We start from the raw sequence: 16,616 nt of genomic DNA, 5'->3' as shown, positions 1-16,616 counted from the left end.
AATCTCGCCGCGCGTCCGCTGCCGGGCATTCTCACCCGCGTCGTCGATCTGCGCCGGCTCGGCACCGTCTTTCGCCCAGCCACCTGCCATCGCCAACCTCCTCAATTCGCGCACGGCGCCCGTTAGGGCCGTGGGATGGACCACCGGACTCCCCTGCCCCACGAAGGGCGAGAATCGGCAAAAACCCCATCTGCGGTTGCGCATAACAATCGTTCTCATGTAGATTCGCCCCAGCGACACGAGTCGCGACCCAGTCTCATTCCTTTCCTGTCATCCCATCAATGAGAACGCTTGCCATGACCCAATCCAAACGTGCCCAACGCACACCGATCAACCGAGCCGTCCGCCATTGCCTCACACTCTCCCTGCCCTGCCTTGCCCTCGGCCTGGGTAGTGCCCAGGCGGCCGAGCAATCCAGTGACGCGGTGGTGCTCGACCAGGTCGTCGTCGAGGGCGGTGGATTCTTCCGACCCACCGAGCAGACCGGTCAGTACCAAGCGCCCGCCTCCGCCTCGGCCACCGGCCTGACGCTGACCCCGCGGGAAACACCGCAGTCGCTGTCGGTAATCACCAGTCAGCAGCTCGAAGACTTCCAGCTCGACGACGTCAACAGCGCACTCGAATCCACCCCCGGCGTCACCGTCGAGCAGCCGGAAACCGATCGCACCTATTACACTTCGCGCGGCTTCACCATCCAGCGCTTCCAGATCGACGGCGTCGGCGCGCCCCTTCCCTACGACAACGTGCAGGGGGATATCGACACCGCCGTCTACGACCGCATCGAGGTGGTCCGGGGCGCCAACGGCCTGATGTCCGGCAGCGGTACGCCATCGGCGACCGTCAACTTCATCCGCAAGCGTCCCACGGCCGACACCCAGGCATCCGCCAACGTCTCGGCGGGATCCTGGGATCGTCGACGCATCGAGGGGGATGTCTCGGGCTCGCTGTTCGGCAGCGATCGGATACGTGGCCGCCTGGTGGTGGCCGCCGAAGACGGCGACTCCTACCTCGACCGTCACCACCGTGAACGGCAGGTCGTCTACGGCGTGGTCGAGGCCGACCTCACGGACACCACCCTGCTGACCGCGGGCCACACCTGGCAGAACAACGACAGCGACAGCCCGCTCTGGGGCGCGCTTCCCATGTACTACGGCGATGGGTCGCCGACCAACTACGATCGCTCGGCCAGCTCATCGCCCGACTGGAGCTACTGGGACAACGAGGACCACCGCAGCTTCGTCGAAGTGCAGCAACTCCTGCCCGGCGGCTGGGAGGCAACCCTGACGGGCACCCACCTCACCTCCGATTCCGACAGCGAGATCTTCTATCTCTACGACCCAGCCCAGCAGCTGCGACCGGGCACGACCGAAGACCTGTCGATCATCATGGACAACTACCGCTACGAGAACGAGCAGTGGGTCGCCGATGCACAGGCTACGGGCCCCTTCGATCTGTTCGGCCGCGAGCACGAGGCCATGGTCGGCGTGAACTGGAGCCAGTCGGAGATCACCGATTACTCCGCGCGCCTCTACGAAACCAGCGACATCGACGTGTCGCTGGACCGCTGGGATGGCAACTACCCGCGCCCGACCTTCGGCCCCTCGGATGGCGGCAGTGACTTCACCCAGGAAGAAAGCTCCGTCTACGGCGCGACCCGGCTGAACCTCACGGATCGGGCGACCGCCATCCTGGGCGCGCGGGCCACCTGGCTGGAAAACAGCGGCGTGAGCTACACCGTGGCACGCGAGAGCGAGTACGACGCCGAAATCGTGCCCTACGCCGGGCTGGTCTACGACCTGACCGACACGCTCTCGGCCTACGCGAGCTACACCGAGATCTTCGAGCCGCAGAACGAGGTGACCCAGAACTACCAGCAGCTACCGCCGATCGAGGGGCGCAGCTACGAGGTCGGGCTCAAGGCCGCCCTGTTCGACGCGCGCGTGGATGCGACCGCCGCCCTGTTCCGCACGGAGCAAAACAACACCGCCACCTTCGCCGGCACCTTCGCCGATCCGCGGCCGGGTTACTTCAATTACTACGAGCCTAGCGGTGATCTGACCAGCGAAGGCCTCGAGCTCACGCTGGCCGGGGAGATCCTGCCGGGCTGGCGCGCCAGCGGCGGCTATACCTATCTGCAAATCGAGGACAGCGACGGCGAACGCGCCCGTACGTTCATCCCCGAGCAAATGCTGCGCGCGCAAACCACTTACCAGTTGCCGTTCTGGCCCAAGATGACCGTCGGTGGCCAGATCCGCTGGCAGAGCGAAACCTTCCGCGACCAGCAGTACAACACCGGGCAGACCCGTCAGGACGACTACCTGGTCACCGACCTGATGGCGCGCTACGAGTTCTCGGACAACCTGAGCGCCTCGCTCAACGTCAACAACGTCGGCAACGAGAAGTACCTCAACAGCGTCGAGTACGACCAGGCGTTCTACGGTGAGCCACGCAACGTGATGCTGTCGCTGGACTGGAAGTACTGAGCCGAGCACTTTAATCAAGCGAAAGAAACCAAAAGGCCCCGCCAGCGCGGGGCCCTTTTTTTGTCGCCGCGGTCGAGACCGACGACCGTTCAGGATCGATCAGCCCGACTCGAATTTCAGCCAGGCAACCCCTTCTCGTTCGATGGCACCCCGGATTGCTCGTCGTTTCTCCAGACCCGCTTCGCCCCGTGGGCTCCGCAAATGGCCTGTGCCGCCCCTGCCGGACACCCGGAAAATCCGGCGCGACCAGACGCTCACGGACGCCGGTCCCCTTCTCGTAGAAACGCCCCGATAAAGGTCGAACAGAGTTGTCGACACTGTCATCGCGCCCGTCATGGCTAAACCTCCGGCTGACTCGGGCGGACCGATACGGCCTGACCCTCTGAACCGGGCGCCGGGCGCCCGGCAATCATGATGACCGATATCCCGCCTAGAACCGGCGCAGCGCCCAGAGGAAATAGCTACCGCCGATCAACGAGGCGACCAGGCCGGCGGGGATCTCCTGCGGAAACAGGATCTGCCGGCCGATCCAGTCGGCCAGGATCATCAGACCCATGCCGATCAGCGCGGCGCCCAGCAGGTGGTCGCGGGCGCGGGACAGGCCCAGCAGGCGCGCCATGTGCGGTGCCAGCAAGCCGATGAACGACAACGGACCGATCACCAGGGTGGCGGCGGCCGTCATCACGGCGGCAATCACCAGCACGATCAGGCGCCCGCGAGTCACGTTCACGCCCACCGCCTGGCTCACGGCCGCCCCGAGCGGGAAACACTCCAGCCAGCGAGTCAGCAACAGCGCGCCCGCGACCGACACCATGCCCAACCCGAACACCAGCCACGCGGCATCAAGCCCCACGTAGTAGGTCGAGCCGGACAGCCAGGCCACGATTTGCTGGCCCCTCGGGTCGCTGCCGGCCAGGATCAGCGCCCGGACCGCGTCGGCCAGTGCCATGATCGCCACACCCGTCAGGAGCAGGCGCTCGGGCAGAAAACCGCTGCGCCGGTTGAGCAGGATCAACACCGCCAGCGCCGCCAGCGCACCAACGAGCCCCAATGAGGCAAGCACCGCCATGCTCGCTGCGGGCAGCAACACGATCCCCAGCAACAGGAAGATCGACACCCCGCCGCTGATGCCGAGTACCTCGGGGCTCGCCATCGGGTTGCCGCTCAGGCGTTGCAACAAGGTGCCGGCGACCGCGAGCAACAGCCCGGCACCGGCCGCCGCCAGCATCCGTGGCAGGCGCCACTCCCAGACGGACAACGCGCCGTGGAACCAGGACCACCCTTCCGCCAGGTGGCCACTGAGCAGCGACAACGCCGCCACCGGCGGCATCAGCAGGGCAAGAAGGATCAGCCTCCCGAGCGGGTGGGTCGCACGCGGCCAGTCCGTGGCCATGGCCTCCGGGGGTGTCCGGCTGGTCAGTCGCAGCCTTGGAATCAACCAGAGCAGTAGTGGTGCGCCCAGGGCCGCGGTCATCGCCCCGGTCGGGATCAGGGTGGGCAGCCAGACGGCCAGATGCTGGAGAGCCAGGTCGGTGACGGCGAGCAACAACGCCCCGATCAGCATCGACCAGAGCACGCGTGGCGCCAGCCGATGCGCCCCCAGCAGGCGGGCGATATTGGGCGCGGCCAGACCGATGAAACCGATCAGGCCGACCACGCTGACCACCACCGCCGTGATAAACACGGCCACACCGAGGGCGGCCAGCCGCAGGAAGGCGAGATTCACGCCCAGAGCGCGCCCGCTGGCGTCATCCAGATCGAGCAGCCGCAACGGCCGCAGCAGCAGCCAAGCGATGACCAGCGCCACCAGCAACCGTGGCAGCAAGATCCCCGCATCGTGCCATCCATCCTGCGCCAGCGAGCCGGCGCCCCAGATCAGCAGCCCCTGCAAGGTCTCCTGGTTGAACAACAACAGCACCATGGCCAGCGCGCCGAAATAGAGGTTGACCACCAGACCGGCCAGCACGACCACCAGGGGCGCGAGCGCCCGGCGCCAGGAAAGCAGTAACACCAGGGCCATGGCGAGAGCCCCGCCGGCCAGCGCGACCCATTCGGCTCCCCAGCCCATCAACGCCGGGGCGAACAACGTGGCCGACATCAGGGCAAGATTCGCCCCACCGGCGACCCCCAACGTGGTCGGCGAGGCCAGCGGGTTTCTCAACACCTGCTGCATCAACACGCCCGCCAGGGCGAGACCGGCGCCGGCGATCAATGCCGTAATCAACCGCGGCCACCAACTCAGCGCCAGGACCCAATCCTCGGCGGGCAACGAGGCATTGCCCGGAGCCGGCAACCACCGGGTGATATCGAAGCCACCGGTCTGCTGCTGCAGTTGCGAGAGCGCCAACCCGACCAGCAGGGCAAGCAATCCCAGGCTGACGCCGAGCGGCGAGGCGATCCTCACGTCAGTTTGCATGCCATGCCTCCAGCAGTCGCTCGGCGAACCGGCGGGCCGACGGCAGACTGCCAAAGCTCCAGACCGGCTCGATCTCGAGCGGCTTTCGGCCCGAACGGGCAATCAGTCGCTGCCAGAACGCGCTTTGCGACAGCGAGCGTTCGACGCCAACCGGATAGGGCTTGACCACCACGATCCGCCCCTCGAGGCCAGCCAGTTTCTCCAGCCCCACCAGGGCAAACCCCCAGCGGTTGGTCTCACCTGTCCAGCCGTTCTCGAGGCCCAGCCGCTCCATCACGGCGTGATAGAGACCGTTCTCGCCGAAGACCCGCACGTGACGCTCGTCCATGAACTGCACCACGATCAGCGCCGACGGCTCGTCGGGCAGACGGTCGGCCAGTTCGGCCAGCCGCTTGTCGGTATCACGGATCAGGGCCTCGGCCTGCTCGGCGCGCCCGACGTAGCCACCCAGTTCTCGCGTCAGCCGGCGCATCTCGGTCCAGGTATCGACATCGGGTCCGTAGAGATCGAAGACGGTGACGGGCGCAATCGCCGACAGACGGCCTTCGAGGTTGGCGAACATCGGCGAGAGCGCGATCCGGTCCGGGGCGAGGGCCGCAAGCTGCTCGAGGCTGGGCTGGGCGCGCAGGCCCAGATCGAGCACGTTGGACGGCACGCTCGGCTCGGCGACCCACGACTCGTAGCCTTCGATCTGCGCCAGTCCCACCAGGCGGGCCTCGATGCCGATCAGGGTCTCGGCCACCGTCCAGTCGAGCGTCGCGATCCGCGGGGCCGACTCGACGGCCATCGCCTGGGCCGCCACGCCCAGGGTGGGCGCGAGCAACAGGGTCATCAGCCAGCGCCGCAAGCGCAGGCCTGTGAAGCGAGACGCGAACATGGCTCAGTCGACGATGGCGACCGGGCGGGACTGGCCCGGGGGGGTAAGCACCTGCATGGAGACGCCATAGATGGTGCGCAGCGTGGCCGAATCCATCAATTGCTCCGGGGCCCCACGCACCAGCAGATGACCGCTGTGCATTGCGACCAGTTGATCGCAGAAACGCGACGCCATGTTGATGTCATGCAGGACGATAACCACGCTCAACCCCAATTCGTGCGAGAGGCGGCGAATCAGCTCGAGCACCTCAACCTGATGCGCGATATCGAGTGCCGAGAGCGGCTCATCGAGCAGCAGGAAGTCGCTTTCCTGGGCCAACAGCATCGCCAGCCAAACCCGCTGGCGCTCACCCCCAGACAAGCTGTCGACCGGTCGGTCGGCAAACTCCTCCGTCTGCGTCATCTGCATGGCCGCCTCGACCCGACGACGATCATCAACGCCAAAGCGTCCCAGCAACCCGTGCCAGGGATAGCGGCCGAACCCCACCAGTTCGCGGGCGGTCAGATGGCCGGTCGAGGGCGGATGCTGGGGCAGATAGGCGACACGGCGGGCGAATGCCCGCGCGCCCCAATCGCCGACCGGCGCGCCCTCGAAACACACCGACCCCGACGATGGCGCCTGCTGTCCCGCCAGCAACTTGAGCAGCGTCGATTTACCGGAGCCATTGTGGCCGATCAACCCGACCACCTCTCCCGGCTCGAAGCAGGCATCCACCGGGCCGAGCACCTGGGTGCCGCCGGCGACGAACGTGGCTCCGCTCACCTCGAACATCAGCCGTGCCCCCGGGCCGGCTTGGCCGACCGACAGGCCAGCGGGCAGTTCTCGCAGTAGTCGTATTCCTCCAGCCGATAGCGAATACAGCAGACTCGACGCAGTCGCTGCGGCGTCGTTGATCCCTCGGTTAGACGATAAGTCACGGGCCGATGCAACCGATTGCGCACGCCGGCCAGGCGCGGTGTGTCGAGAAACTGCCGTGCCTGGGCCAGGCGATCCGGACAGGTGACGGGATGATCGGCCAGGCGCGTGAGCACATGCTCGACGAGATTGCCCGCGTTGCTCCAGAACACGTTGACCGAGGCGCCGGAATGACGAGCGAGGGCAGCCACGGCATCGCCGAGATCCTCGGAAACCAGCTGCGTCAATAATCGATCAACGGAAACGCGCTGGCTTGGGGCCAGCGTCGAGCGGAGCCACAGTCGCTCGGCACGCCCGCCCTGGGTAAAACGAATGCCCCAGTCGCCAGACTGGCGGGTCAGCGAATAGCCGTCCAAGACCATGACGGCAACCGTTGGCGATAACCAGGCATGAAACAGCCACTTGGACCATTGCGAGGCGATCGCACGCCGATCGCCGTTCGAATAGGCGGTGGCAAAACGCTCCAGAAGGGCATCGACGGCCGAGCCATCCAGCAAGGCTGAACCCGACACGTCGCCCGTCCCCACCAGGTTCACCGGCCGCGGAATCTCCGCCAGGGCGCCGGTGAACATCAGCTCCTCCTGACGCGGGACCGGGGAATGACCATGCCGCCCCACACCAACCGGCGACTGCACCGAGATTGCCTGCATGTCGTTCTCCCACCCTGACGGCCGTGCGATGGCGCGAGCCCCGTGATTCGATTGCCGGATCGTATCGAATCACCTGTACGGATGCAAACCATTCGCATTACGTTTATCCATTGCGACGATTCCCACCGCCTCTCTCGGATCGCGCGAGATGGGAGCGGGTCAGCGCACGACAGTGGAAACACGCTCGCCTGCCTACACTTGGGCAACCATGCGGGGAAATCGCCGTGCCATGAACGCCATCACTCGCCACCCGATCCGTTCGCTGGTCGTCGCGCTCGCGGCCACCATCATGGGGTTCGTGCTGCTCGCCGTCGTTGCGGCATGGTTATGGCCCGCCGACGAATTGCGAGAGCGCATCACGCAGCTGGCCAGCGACCGGCTGGCGCTGCCGGTTCACGTTGACGGCGATGTCGCGCTGCGATTCTGGCCCTCCCCTACCATCCAGGCGACTGAGGTGAGAATCGGGCCGGCGTCCGGCGATGACCCGATCAGCGAGGTTGCGGCAATCCGCCTGTCCATGCGCTGGTGGCCTCTGGTCAGCGGTCACCTGGTGCCGGAGACCTTGCAGCTGGATGCCCCGGTTGCGCGCCTGACGCCGGGCATCTTCGAGGCCTTGGCCGCGCGTGGCCCACCGACCGGTACTGGACGAGGCGATCAAATCGAGCCGTTGGATCTTCAGATCCGCGATGGCGAGGTCCATTGGCGCACCCCGGCGGGGGATCGGGAGGTATCGATCGAAGGCCTCGACCTGGACCTCAACAACCTGAAGTGGCAGCCGGTGGCCGGAGGGGAGCACCCGCTGGCGGGTGTGTCGCTGGACCTGACGGCCTCGGCCGAGGCCGTACGTATCGATGCCCTGGCGCTGTCGGACATGACCCTGTCGGGGTCCGGGGAGGACGGGATGTTTGCCACCGACGACTGGCAACTGACCTTTCTCGACAGCCGGGGGAACGGCAATGCCACGCTGGATTTCCGCACTGCGCCAGCGGAAACCACGCTCGACCTTGCCTTCGACTCCTTGCAACTTGCCAAGCTGCCGGCGCAATGGGCACCCGCCGGCAGTGTCTCCGGCCGCGTCGACCTCAGCGCCTCACTGAAAAGCAACGGGGGACTCGGTTCGCTGCTGCGCCACCTGCAGGGCGAGGTTAAGCTGAGCGGCCGGGACTTGCGACTGCGCGGGGTCGACCTCGACGCGGAACTGGCCGATTACCGGCGTACCCAACGGTTCAGCCTGGTGGATGCGGGCGCCGTCATCTTCCTCGGCCCGGCCGGGTTACTGGCAACGAAGGGATCCGATTTCGTGCGGTTGCTGGACGGGGCGCAGGACAAGCAGACCCGGGTGGTCCATCTGGTCTCCGACTGGACCATCCAGGAGGGCACCGCCCGGACCCGCGACGTCGCGCTGTCGACCCCGCACAACCGTGTCGCGGCCCGGGCCTCGCTTGATCTGCCGTCACGACGGATCAACCAGGCCACCGTGGCGGTCGTGGATCAGCAGGGCTGCCCGGTCGTGACACAGGCCGTCCACGGCAGCTTCGATGCGCCCCAGGTCGAGGAGCCCAACCTGGTCAAAGCCCTTTTCGGCGCACCGATCGGCCTGTTGAAACGGGGGCTGGCCGCGATTTCCCGGGGCGATGAAAGCTGCGAGGTCTTCTATGCCGGCTCCGTCGCCGCACCTTCCAATTGAGACACGTCGGACTGGCAACAGACACCGTGTTTGACCCCTGAACGACCATGGCCGAGCCACGCTTTCTCTGCGATGAAATGCTGCAACGACTGGGGCGCTGGTTGCGCGCCGCCGGCTTTGACACCGCCATCGCCGCGTCCGGCAGCGACGACCGGGTGCTGGTCGAGCAGTCACGTAACGAGGAGCGCTGGCTGATCACCCGCGACCGGCATCTCGCGCGTTTTCGCAATGGCGACGGCCGCATCGTGCTGCTCCAGTCCAACGACACCCCGGGGCTTGCCGCCGAGTTGAGCGAGCGCTTTCAAATCGACTGGCTGCATCGGCCCTTCTCACGCTGCCTCGACTGCAATACGCCGCTGCGCCCCGCCACCGTGGATCAACTCAAGGAGGTCCCTCGCGAGGCACTAGCCATCGACCCGACCGCCTGGTACTGCCCCACCTGCGACAAGGTGCTCTGGCGAGGCAGCCACGTGCGCCGCATGCGTCACACGCTGGAGAAGTTCGATCGCGGTGAGTGGGTTGTCGCGAAGGAATAAAGCGGCTCCGGCACACAGGCGGCCGCCATGGGCGCCGACCGGGGCAGCATCTGCCCATTACCATGGAGACGGCTCGGCCCGACGAGGAGTGAGACGGGGGGCGAACCGCTCATCGACCTTGCGCCGCGACCGGCGCACCGCCAGCTCGATAACCAGAGCCCAGAACAGACGCATCGGCACCTCCAGACGACCGATCAGGGAGCGATCATTTCATCAGCCAGCGGACGGCCTCATCCCGCGACGTGAAGTAGCTCACGTCCCCCGAGACGAACCACGAACCGAGCCGCGCGGCCCATTCCTGCCAACGTCGATCGCCCCAGATCGCAATCTTCTCGAAGGCCGGGCCGTGACGAAGCCCCAGACGAAAATCGTCCCAAAGCGCCCGGGGCTCCCAGCCCTCCAATTCGGTCGCATCGACGAGCGCATGCACCCGCGGGTGCGTCACGCCGGCCAAAGCCGCCTCGATCATGGGCGTGATCTCGTCATAATCGGCATGGGTAAGCCGCCCAATGGCCTTGAGAAAGAGAAAAACCGCCTCACCCTGCCGCTCGACACCGATGTAGAGCCCATGTCGATCTTCGCTCATGAAAGCACTCCCCACAGCCGCAACGTAAATGGCCAATCAGACGAGCGGGCACGCTGAACGCAACCACCACCGTATAACTCAAGCGTAGACGGGAAGGGAGCGACTTGATGGCCACCCGCCCCGCTGCCGGACACGGCGCGGGAGGCACCAACCCGCCCGGCAGCGCCCTCTTGTCTCACGCGGCCCGGCTGCGCGGAGACGAAGGCTCGCCAGGCCGCCTTGATCGACTCATCGACTCATCGACGATGATCGGCACCAGCGGCTAATGGCACGCCTGACGGGCATCCGTTTGGGACCGGCACGGGTTATCCTGATGGCTGGCCTCGCCTTCTTACCTCCGTGTTGCCAGGAGAGCACGTGCAGACCCCGGAAAATCGCATCCGCCAGCTGGAAGCCGCCTTCGCCAACGAGCGAACTCGAGCGAACCATCTCTATGAGGAGATGTTCACCCGCAACGCGGCGCCGAAGCTGCTCATCGCCGCGGACTCCGGGCGGATCATGGATGCCAATCCCGCGGCAGTCTCCTTCTACGGGTACGACCGCGACGCGCTGCTCTCACTGAATATCGGCGACATCAACGCCGCGACCGGCGCGGAGGTTGCCCGCGAGCGCCAGCGCGCCAGGGATGAAGAGCGCCGCTACTTCCGCTTTCGCCATCGGCTCGCGAGCGGCGAATTGCGGGACGTGGAGGTCTATACCGGACCGATGACCGTCGACGGTGTCGACTGCCTGCACTCGATCATCCACGACGTCACCGAGACGCGCCGCTACCAGGAGCGCCTCGAGCACTTCCGCGACATCTTCGAGTCGCTACCGATCGGCGTGTACGAGAACGGCCCCGGCCACGACGGCCACTTCTCCGCCATCAATCCCGCCATGGTCGAGCTGTTCGAGGCCGAGAGCGCCGAGCAGCTGATGGCCACGCCCACCGCCCAGCTCTACGCCAATCCGGCCGACCGCAAGACGTTCTCGGACAAGCTCCTCGAGGCCGGCCAGCTGCACGACGAGGTCCTGCACCTGCAGACGCTCAAGGGCAACCCGATCGAGGTCTCCCTGACGGCCATGGTCCGCGACACGGATAATGGCAGCGTCCTCTTCGGCGGCGTGATGACGGACATCACCGAACAGCAACGCACCCGCCGGCACCTGGTGGAAAGCGAGATCCGGCATCGCAGCATCCTCAACGCCATGAGCGAAGGGGTGGTGCTGCAGGGCCGCGACGGCGAAATCATCGAGGCGAATCCGGCGGCACGACAGATACTGGGGCTGGACGACCCCGAGCTGATCGGGCGGAGCTCGGAAGACCCGACCTGGCAGGCGATCCACACCGATGGCTCACCCTTCCCGGGTGATAGGCATCCGGCCATGGTCAGTCTGCGTGAGGGCATCTCGGTGCGCGAACAGGAGATGGGCCTGCCGCGTCCGGACGGCCGGATGCGCTGGCTGCGCATCAACAGCGAACCGTTGTTCCTCGGTGACGGCGAGACAGCAACCGCCGCCGTCGCCACCTTCACCGACGTGACCGAGCGCTTCGAGGCCCGCAAGCGGCTGGCGGAGAACGAGGCGCGCTACCGCGATCTGGTCGAAAGCCAGCCGCAGATCGTGCATCGCTACCTGCCCGACACCACCATCACCTTTGCCAATGGCGTGTTTGCCCAGATGATGGGCACCGAGCCGGAAGAACTGGTCGGCTACCGCTGGATCGAGTCGGCAGAACCGGAGTCCCGTGACGAAATCCTGGCCAATCTGCACCAGCTCACGCCGGCCAACCCGGTCAATGACCATGAAAATGCGCTGACCGATGCCAAGGGGCAACGACGCTGGATTCACTGGACCAATCGCGGCTTTTTCGATGACAACGGCAAGCTGGTCGAACTGCAGGCTGTCGGGGTCGACCTGACCGAACGGCGCAAACTCGAGGAGCAGCAAAAGCAGCTGACCGAGATCATCGACGCACTCCCGGACCTGGTGGCGATCGCCACCGCCGACGGCCGCCCCTTCTACTACAACCGCGCCGGACTAAAGCTGCTCGGCATCGACTCGGTCGAGGCCCAGCACGGAACGCACGCCCGTGACCGGCACCCGCCCTGGGCGCTGTCAATCATTGAAGGCACCGCCCAGCCCACCGCTCGCGAGACGGGCTGGTGGCAGGGCGAGACGGCCTTTCTCGACTGGCACGGCAACGAGATCCCGGTGCTGCAGACGATCATCGCCCACTTCGATCCCGACGGCGAACTAACCCGGTACTCGACCATGATGCGGGACCTGCGGGGCCAGAAGGCCCGCGAATCCCATCTGCGCCAGCTGACCGCGATCCTCGAGGCGACCCCCGACTTCATCTCCCTGGCCGAGCCGGACGGCAAGGTGCTCTACGTGAACAGCGGCGGGCGTCGCCTGCTCGGCCTGCCCGAACGCAGCCACGGCCACGTGGAGAACGAGGTGCATACCCACATGGCCTTTGAGGCGGGTGTCTGGGCGCATCCCGACTGGGCCGCCAAGCTGATCCAGGAGAAAGGCATCCCCGAGGCGATCCGCAGCGGGCAATGGGAAGGCGAGACCGCCCTGCTCACCGCCTCGGGAGAGGAGCTGCCCGTCTCGCAGGTGATCCTCGCCCACCATGACGAAGACGGCCGACTGCAACGACTCTCGACCATCATCCGCGACATCAGCCGCCACAAGACCCTCGAGCGCGCCCTGGAACGCCGCCAGCACACGCTGGAACGGCTGCAGCGCATCACCGCCTCCAACGACGACCTCGACACCCGCCTGCACAAGCTGTTGACCCTGGGTGCCGAGTCGCTGGGCCTGCCCTTCGGCATCATCAGCCAGGTGCGCGGCGAAGACTACTGGGTACGCAATGCCGTCTCGCCCGGCGATGTGGTCAAGCCCGGCACCCATTTCCCGCTCGGCGAGACCTACTGCGTGCATACCCTTGCCGCGAATGCGCCGACAGGATTCCACCAGGCCGGCAAATCGGAACTCCGCCACCATCCCTGCTATCGCAACCAGCGGCTCGAGTCCTACCTCGGCGCGCCGGTGACCGTGGGCGACCACGTCTACGGCACGCTCAACTTCTCCCGCGCCGAGGCACGCGAGCCGTTCACGCCCTACGAATGGCAGCTGATCTCGCTGATGGCGCAATGGGTGAGCTACGAGCTGACACGCGATGCCGACCGGCGGGCACTGGAAGCCGAACGCAATCGCTTTATCGGCGGGCCGACCGTGGTCCTGGGCTGGCGCTGGGAGACCGGCAGCCCGATCACCTACGTCTCGCCCAACGTGCGCTCGGTCTTCGGCTACGAGCAGGCCGACCTGGTCGGGCAGCACTATCTCGATCTGGTCCATCCCGGTGATCGCCACGAGTGCAGCCGGCAAATCAAGATGCTGGCGGCCTCGGACTCGAACCAGGTCGAACGGGAATACCGACTCCGGGACGGTAACGGTGGGTACCGCTGGGCGCACGACTTCGTGGTCGCCGAACGCGACGCCAACGGCGAGGTGGTGTCCCTGAGCGGCTACCTGCTCGATGCCACCCACCGCCGGGAACTGGAGGCCGACCAGCGCCTGCTGGCCATCGCCTTCCAGACCGGCCAGGCGCTGATGCTGCTGAGCCCCGACTGGCGTATCCAGCGGGTCAACGATGCCTTCACCCGCCTGACCGGCTACGCCGCCGACGAGGTGATCGGCCGCGAACCCGGCTTCCTCGACTCGGCGAAGCACGGCGAGGATCTCGCCGACCGGCTGGCCGACAAGCTCTCCCGGCAAGGCTGCTGGGAGGGCGAGGTACACCGCTGCCGCAAGGACGGGGGCGATATCCCGCTTTGGGAATCGGTGTGTGCGGTGACCAACACTGCCGGCGACGTCGAGCACTACGTCTCGGTCTTCCACGACATCAGCGAGCAGAAACGCGTCGAGCGCGAACTGGAGCACATGGCCTCGCACGACCGCCTCACCGGCGCGTTCAACCGCGGGCGGATCTACGAGCTGCTCGACGCCGCCGAGATCGCCCGGCAGCGCTACGGCACGCCGTTTTCCGTGCTGATGTTCGACATCGACCACTTCAAGCGGATCAACGACACCTTCGGCCACCAGGCCGGTGACGCGGTGCTGATCGAGCTGTCGCGCCGGGTACAGGACCTGTTGCGCCTGACCGACCAGTTCGGTCGCTGGGGCGGCGAGGAATTCCTCATCATCGCCACCCACACGCCGATCAACGGCGCGATGAAGCTGGCCGACCGCATCCGCGCGACCATCGGCGACTCGCCCTTCCCCGACGTGGGCGAGGTCACCGTGAGCATCGGCGTCGCCGAGATGCGCGACGGCTTGACCACCAAGACGCTGGAGGCCCGTGCCGACCAGGCCCTCTACGAGGCCAAGGATGCCGGACGCAATCGCGTGCACGTCGCACGCCCCTAACCGCCAGCGCTCCGAATAACGCCCCCGTATAGCAGGACAACGACCGCCACTGCGGGACGACGAGCAGGTCATGCCTCCCCGGGCATTCCCGACGCCGGACGTGACATCACGCGACGCGATGAACTAGAACTCAGGGGGAGAAGCCGACACCACGTGCCAGTCGCCCGTCACCGCTGGGCGACTCGGCCCGCAAGCCGACACAGCGGCCTACCGGGCCAATGGGAAACGGAGATTCGTCATGCGCATCACGCCATCCCGCCTCCTGGCCATGCTGGCCATGCTGGCCGCACCACTCACCCTGGCGGCCTGCACCGTCTACGGCGCCCCCGCCACCGACCGGCCCTATGGCCATCTCAACGGCGTGCTCGCTGCGGACGCACCGATCCTGTTCGTCCCCGTGGGCGTCAACGACCACGACTGCACCCTGTACACCAAGAAACCCCTGCGCGAGGGCACATTCGTGGATACGGGCATCTGGTACCGCACGGCCGACGATCGGTTCGTGATGCATGCCGACCGCTGCGTGCCGGATGTCCTCGCACCGAACCGGAGGGAATGATCATCCACCCGGCCACACGCCTGCCCCTGGCAGGCTTGTCCATGGCCTCGACCCGCGGCTTCGCGACATGAAATCTGGACAAGTTGCTGCTCGGCGGGCCGCTGGATTCCCGGCAATGGGGACCGGTCGCGATCTAGGGAAACTCTGCCCGATTCGACAGCGCCCGACCTGTGACCCGATGTGTTGACACGGCAGCCATGGGCGGCGCCTGCGTCACCCGCCGGCGACCTTCCTGCGCGGCGAACGGGTGGTTGCAAGGGCGGAGTGAGTCTCCCTCATGCACTAGACTCGAGCCCCTTAATTCCCACCACCGGGCCGATGCCCCCGGACCGAGTCCACCCCGATGGACCCCCGGCGGTCTCAGGACCCTCTCGAGGACCGAAACCCTGGGCTTGATCACGACCATCGCCACGGCGGCATTGATTGCCTCCTTGCTCATGGTGGGCCTGCTGGCCGGGTTAAACCGATATCTGCACCGAAGCCTCGCCGCGCCTCGGGAGCCGTTGCGGGGGTCGCTCGGTGACCACGGTCTGACCGGGAAGACCGTGCGTATTTCGACCCGCAAAAGCCGCCAGCTGACAGGCTGGTGGCTGCCGGGTCACGCCGCTGGCGGCTCGATCGTGATCGCGCACGGCTGGGGCACGAACCGGGAAGTGATGTTGCCGCTGGCACGTCCACTGCAAGCCGAAGGCTGGAATGTCCTGCTCTTCGACATGCGCAATCACGGCGAAAGCGACGGCGATGACTTTTCTTCCATGCCACGGTTTGCCGAGGACATCGAGGCGGCGGTGGACTGGATCCGCGCCCAGCCGGGACACGCCGACCAACCGGTGGGACTGCTGGGCCACTCGGTCGGCGGGGCCGCCGCGCTTCTGGCCGCTTCCCGACGCGACGACATCGCCGCGGTGGTGAGCCTCTCCACTTTCGCCCATCCGGCGGACATGATGCGCCGGTGGCTCAAGTGGAAGAAACTGCCCTTCTTTCCCGTCGGCTGGTACGTGCTGCGCTACGTCGAGCGGGTCATCGGCCATCGCTTCGACGCCATCGCGCCGATCCACACCCTCCCTCGCATCCGGTGTCCGGTGCTGCTCGTGCACGGGCGGGACGACCCGGTCATCCCGGCAGCCGATGCCGAGCGTCTCCATGCCCATCGCGGCACCACGCCAACGACACTGCGCCTGCTACCCGGACAACACGACCTCAGTGAACACCTCGAAACCCACTTCTCGACCCTGCACGACTTTCTCGAGCAGGCGGTTGCCTGCCGGGAAAGCACGGATCGGAGGGCAGCAACAGGGCGTCCATCGACGCCAACCCGTTGAAATCATGAGCTAGGGAACCTCTGCACGATTCGATGGCGCCTCTGGCTGGCGGGTTTGTTCGCAATCAAGGCGCCGTGCCGAAGGTGGGCTTCATTGCCCGGCGAGGGACGGCAACGCCGAGTGCGGGCAAACCCGCCAGCCCCGTCCGGGCGGGCCGACAAGGACCCGT

The 16,616-nt window shown here is 66.4% G+C and carries 11 protein-coding genes; 6 read left to right on the top strand and 5 right to left on the bottom strand.

Features of this window, described 5'->3' with window-relative positions; genetic code table 11:
- Positions 1 to 296: 296 nt before the first annotated feature.
- Positions 297 to 2,483: a TonB-dependent siderophore receptor gene (locus SR882_RS04985; protein ID WP_322522232.1), complete on the top strand. Its 2,187-nt coding sequence runs from the start codon at positions 297 to 299 to the stop codon at positions 2,481 to 2,483.
- Between the two features lie 430 nt (positions 2,484 to 2,913).
- Here SR882_RS04985 and fhuB read toward each other — a convergent pair whose 3' ends face one another.
- From fhuB to fhuF, 4 genes are read right to left on the bottom strand one after another with little or no spacing between them, the layout of a single operon-like run.
- Positions 2,914 to 4,899, bottom strand: a complete 1,986-nt coding sequence (fhuB, locus tag SR882_RS04980; protein WP_322522231.1) for a Fe(3+)-hydroxamate ABC transporter permease FhuB — start codon at positions 4,897 to 4,899, stop codon at positions 2,914 to 2,916.
- Entirely contained in the window at positions 4,889 to 5,731 is an 843-nt protein-coding gene (locus SR882_RS04975; RefSeq protein WP_322522230.1) for an iron-siderophore ABC transporter substrate-binding protein, read from the bottom strand. The genes fhuB and SR882_RS04975 overlap by 11 nt, the downstream gene beginning before the upstream one ends.
- Positions 5,732 to 5,779: 48 nt before the next feature.
- Entirely contained in the window at positions 5,780 to 6,547 is a 768-nt protein-coding gene (locus SR882_RS04970; protein ID WP_322522229.1) for an ABC transporter ATP-binding protein, read from the bottom strand.
- Positions 6,547 to 7,341 (bottom strand): siderophore-iron reductase FhuF, encoded by a 795-nt coding sequence (gene fhuF / locus SR882_RS04965; protein ID WP_322522228.1) that lies wholly within the window; start codon positions 7,339 to 7,341, stop codon positions 6,547 to 6,549. Before fhuF ends, SR882_RS04970 begins: the two co-directional genes overlap by 1 nt.
- 229 nt (positions 7,342 to 7,570) lie before the next feature.
- Between fhuF and SR882_RS04960 the strand changes: the two genes are divergently transcribed.
- Positions 7,571 to 9,028 (top strand): AsmA family protein, encoded by a 1,458-nt coding sequence (locus SR882_RS04960; protein WP_322522227.1) that lies wholly within the window; start codon positions 7,571 to 7,573, stop codon positions 9,026 to 9,028.
- Positions 9,029 to 9,075: 47 nt separating this feature from the next.
- On the top strand, positions 9,076 to 9,564 hold the full coding sequence (locus SR882_RS04955; RefSeq protein WP_322522226.1) for a Mut7-C RNAse domain-containing protein: 489 nt from the start codon (positions 9,076 to 9,078) through the stop codon (positions 9,562 to 9,564).
- Positions 9,565 to 9,769: 205 nt separating this feature from the next.
- Here the strand turns inward: SR882_RS04955 and SR882_RS04950 are convergent, their stop codons facing one another.
- Complete coding sequence (locus tag SR882_RS04950; protein WP_322522225.1) at positions 9,770 to 10,150, bottom strand: SpoIIAA family protein; 381 nt, start codon at positions 10,148 to 10,150, stop codon at positions 9,770 to 9,772.
- A gap of 357 nt (positions 10,151 to 10,507) precedes the next feature.
- Between SR882_RS04950 and SR882_RS04945 the strand changes: the two genes are divergently transcribed.
- The 3 genes from SR882_RS04945 (at position 10,508) to SR882_RS04935 (ending at position 16,447) form a co-directional block, all read left to right on the top strand.
- A complete protein-coding gene (locus tag SR882_RS04945; RefSeq protein ID WP_322522224.1) occupies positions 10,508 to 14,566 on the top strand; it encodes a PAS domain S-box protein in 4,059 nt (1,352 codons plus the stop codon).
- Between the two features lie 238 nt (positions 14,567 to 14,804).
- On the top strand, positions 14,805 to 15,125 hold the full coding sequence (locus SR882_RS04940) for a hypothetical protein (RefSeq protein WP_322522223.1): 321 nt from the start codon (positions 14,805 to 14,807) through the stop codon (positions 15,123 to 15,125).
- 437 nt (positions 15,126 to 15,562) lie between these two features.
- Positions 15,563 to 16,447, top strand: coding sequence for an alpha/beta hydrolase (locus tag SR882_RS04935; RefSeq protein ID WP_322522222.1), 885 nt, complete (start codon positions 15,563 to 15,565; stop codon positions 16,445 to 16,447).
- The last annotated feature ends 169 nt before the right edge of the window (positions 16,448 to 16,616 follow it).

Source organism: Guyparkeria halophila (assembly GCF_034479635.1).
Classification (GTDB): domain Bacteria; phylum Pseudomonadota; class Gammaproteobacteria; order Halothiobacillales; family Halothiobacillaceae; genus Guyparkeria; species Guyparkeria halophila.
The sequence above is the reverse complement of the archived record's forward strand: the minus strand, read 5'-3'. Positions and strand labels throughout refer to the sequence as shown.

Bases quoted from the DNA above. Each gene is read 5' to 3' on its own strand.
- SR882_RS04985 (WP_322522232.1), top strand. From the start codon at position 297: ATGACCCAATCCAAACGTGCCCAACGCACACCGATCAACCGAGCCGTC.
- fhuB (WP_322522231.1), bottom strand. From the start codon at position 4,899: ATGCAAACTGACGTGAGGATCGCCTCGCCGCTCGGCGTCAGCCTGGGA.
- SR882_RS04975 (WP_322522230.1), bottom strand. From the start codon at position 5,731: ATGACCCTGTTGCTCGCGCCCACCCTGGGCGTGGCGGCCCAGGCGATG.
- SR882_RS04970 (WP_322522229.1), bottom strand. From the start codon at position 6,547: ATGTTCGAGGTGAGCGGAGCCACGTTCGTCGCCGGCGGCACCCAGGTG.
- fhuF (WP_322522228.1), bottom strand. From the start codon at position 7,341: ATGCAGGCAATCTCGGTGCAGTCGCCGGTTGGTGTGGGGCGGCATGGT.
- SR882_RS04960 (WP_322522227.1), top strand. From the start codon at position 7,571: ATGAACGCCATCACTCGCCACCCGATCCGTTCGCTGGTCGTCGCGCTC.
- SR882_RS04955 (WP_322522226.1), top strand. From the start codon at position 9,076: ATGGCCGAGCCACGCTTTCTCTGCGATGAAATGCTGCAACGACTGGGG.
- SR882_RS04950 (WP_322522225.1), bottom strand. From the start codon at position 10,150: ATGAGCGAAGATCGACATGGGCTCTACATCGGTGTCGAGCGGCAGGGT.
- SR882_RS04940 (WP_322522223.1), top strand. From the start codon at position 14,805: ATGCGCATCACGCCATCCCGCCTCCTGGCCATGCTGGCCATGCTGGCC.
- SR882_RS04935 (WP_322522222.1), top strand. From the start codon at position 15,563: ATGGTGGGCCTGCTGGCCGGGTTAAACCGATATCTGCACCGAAGCCTC.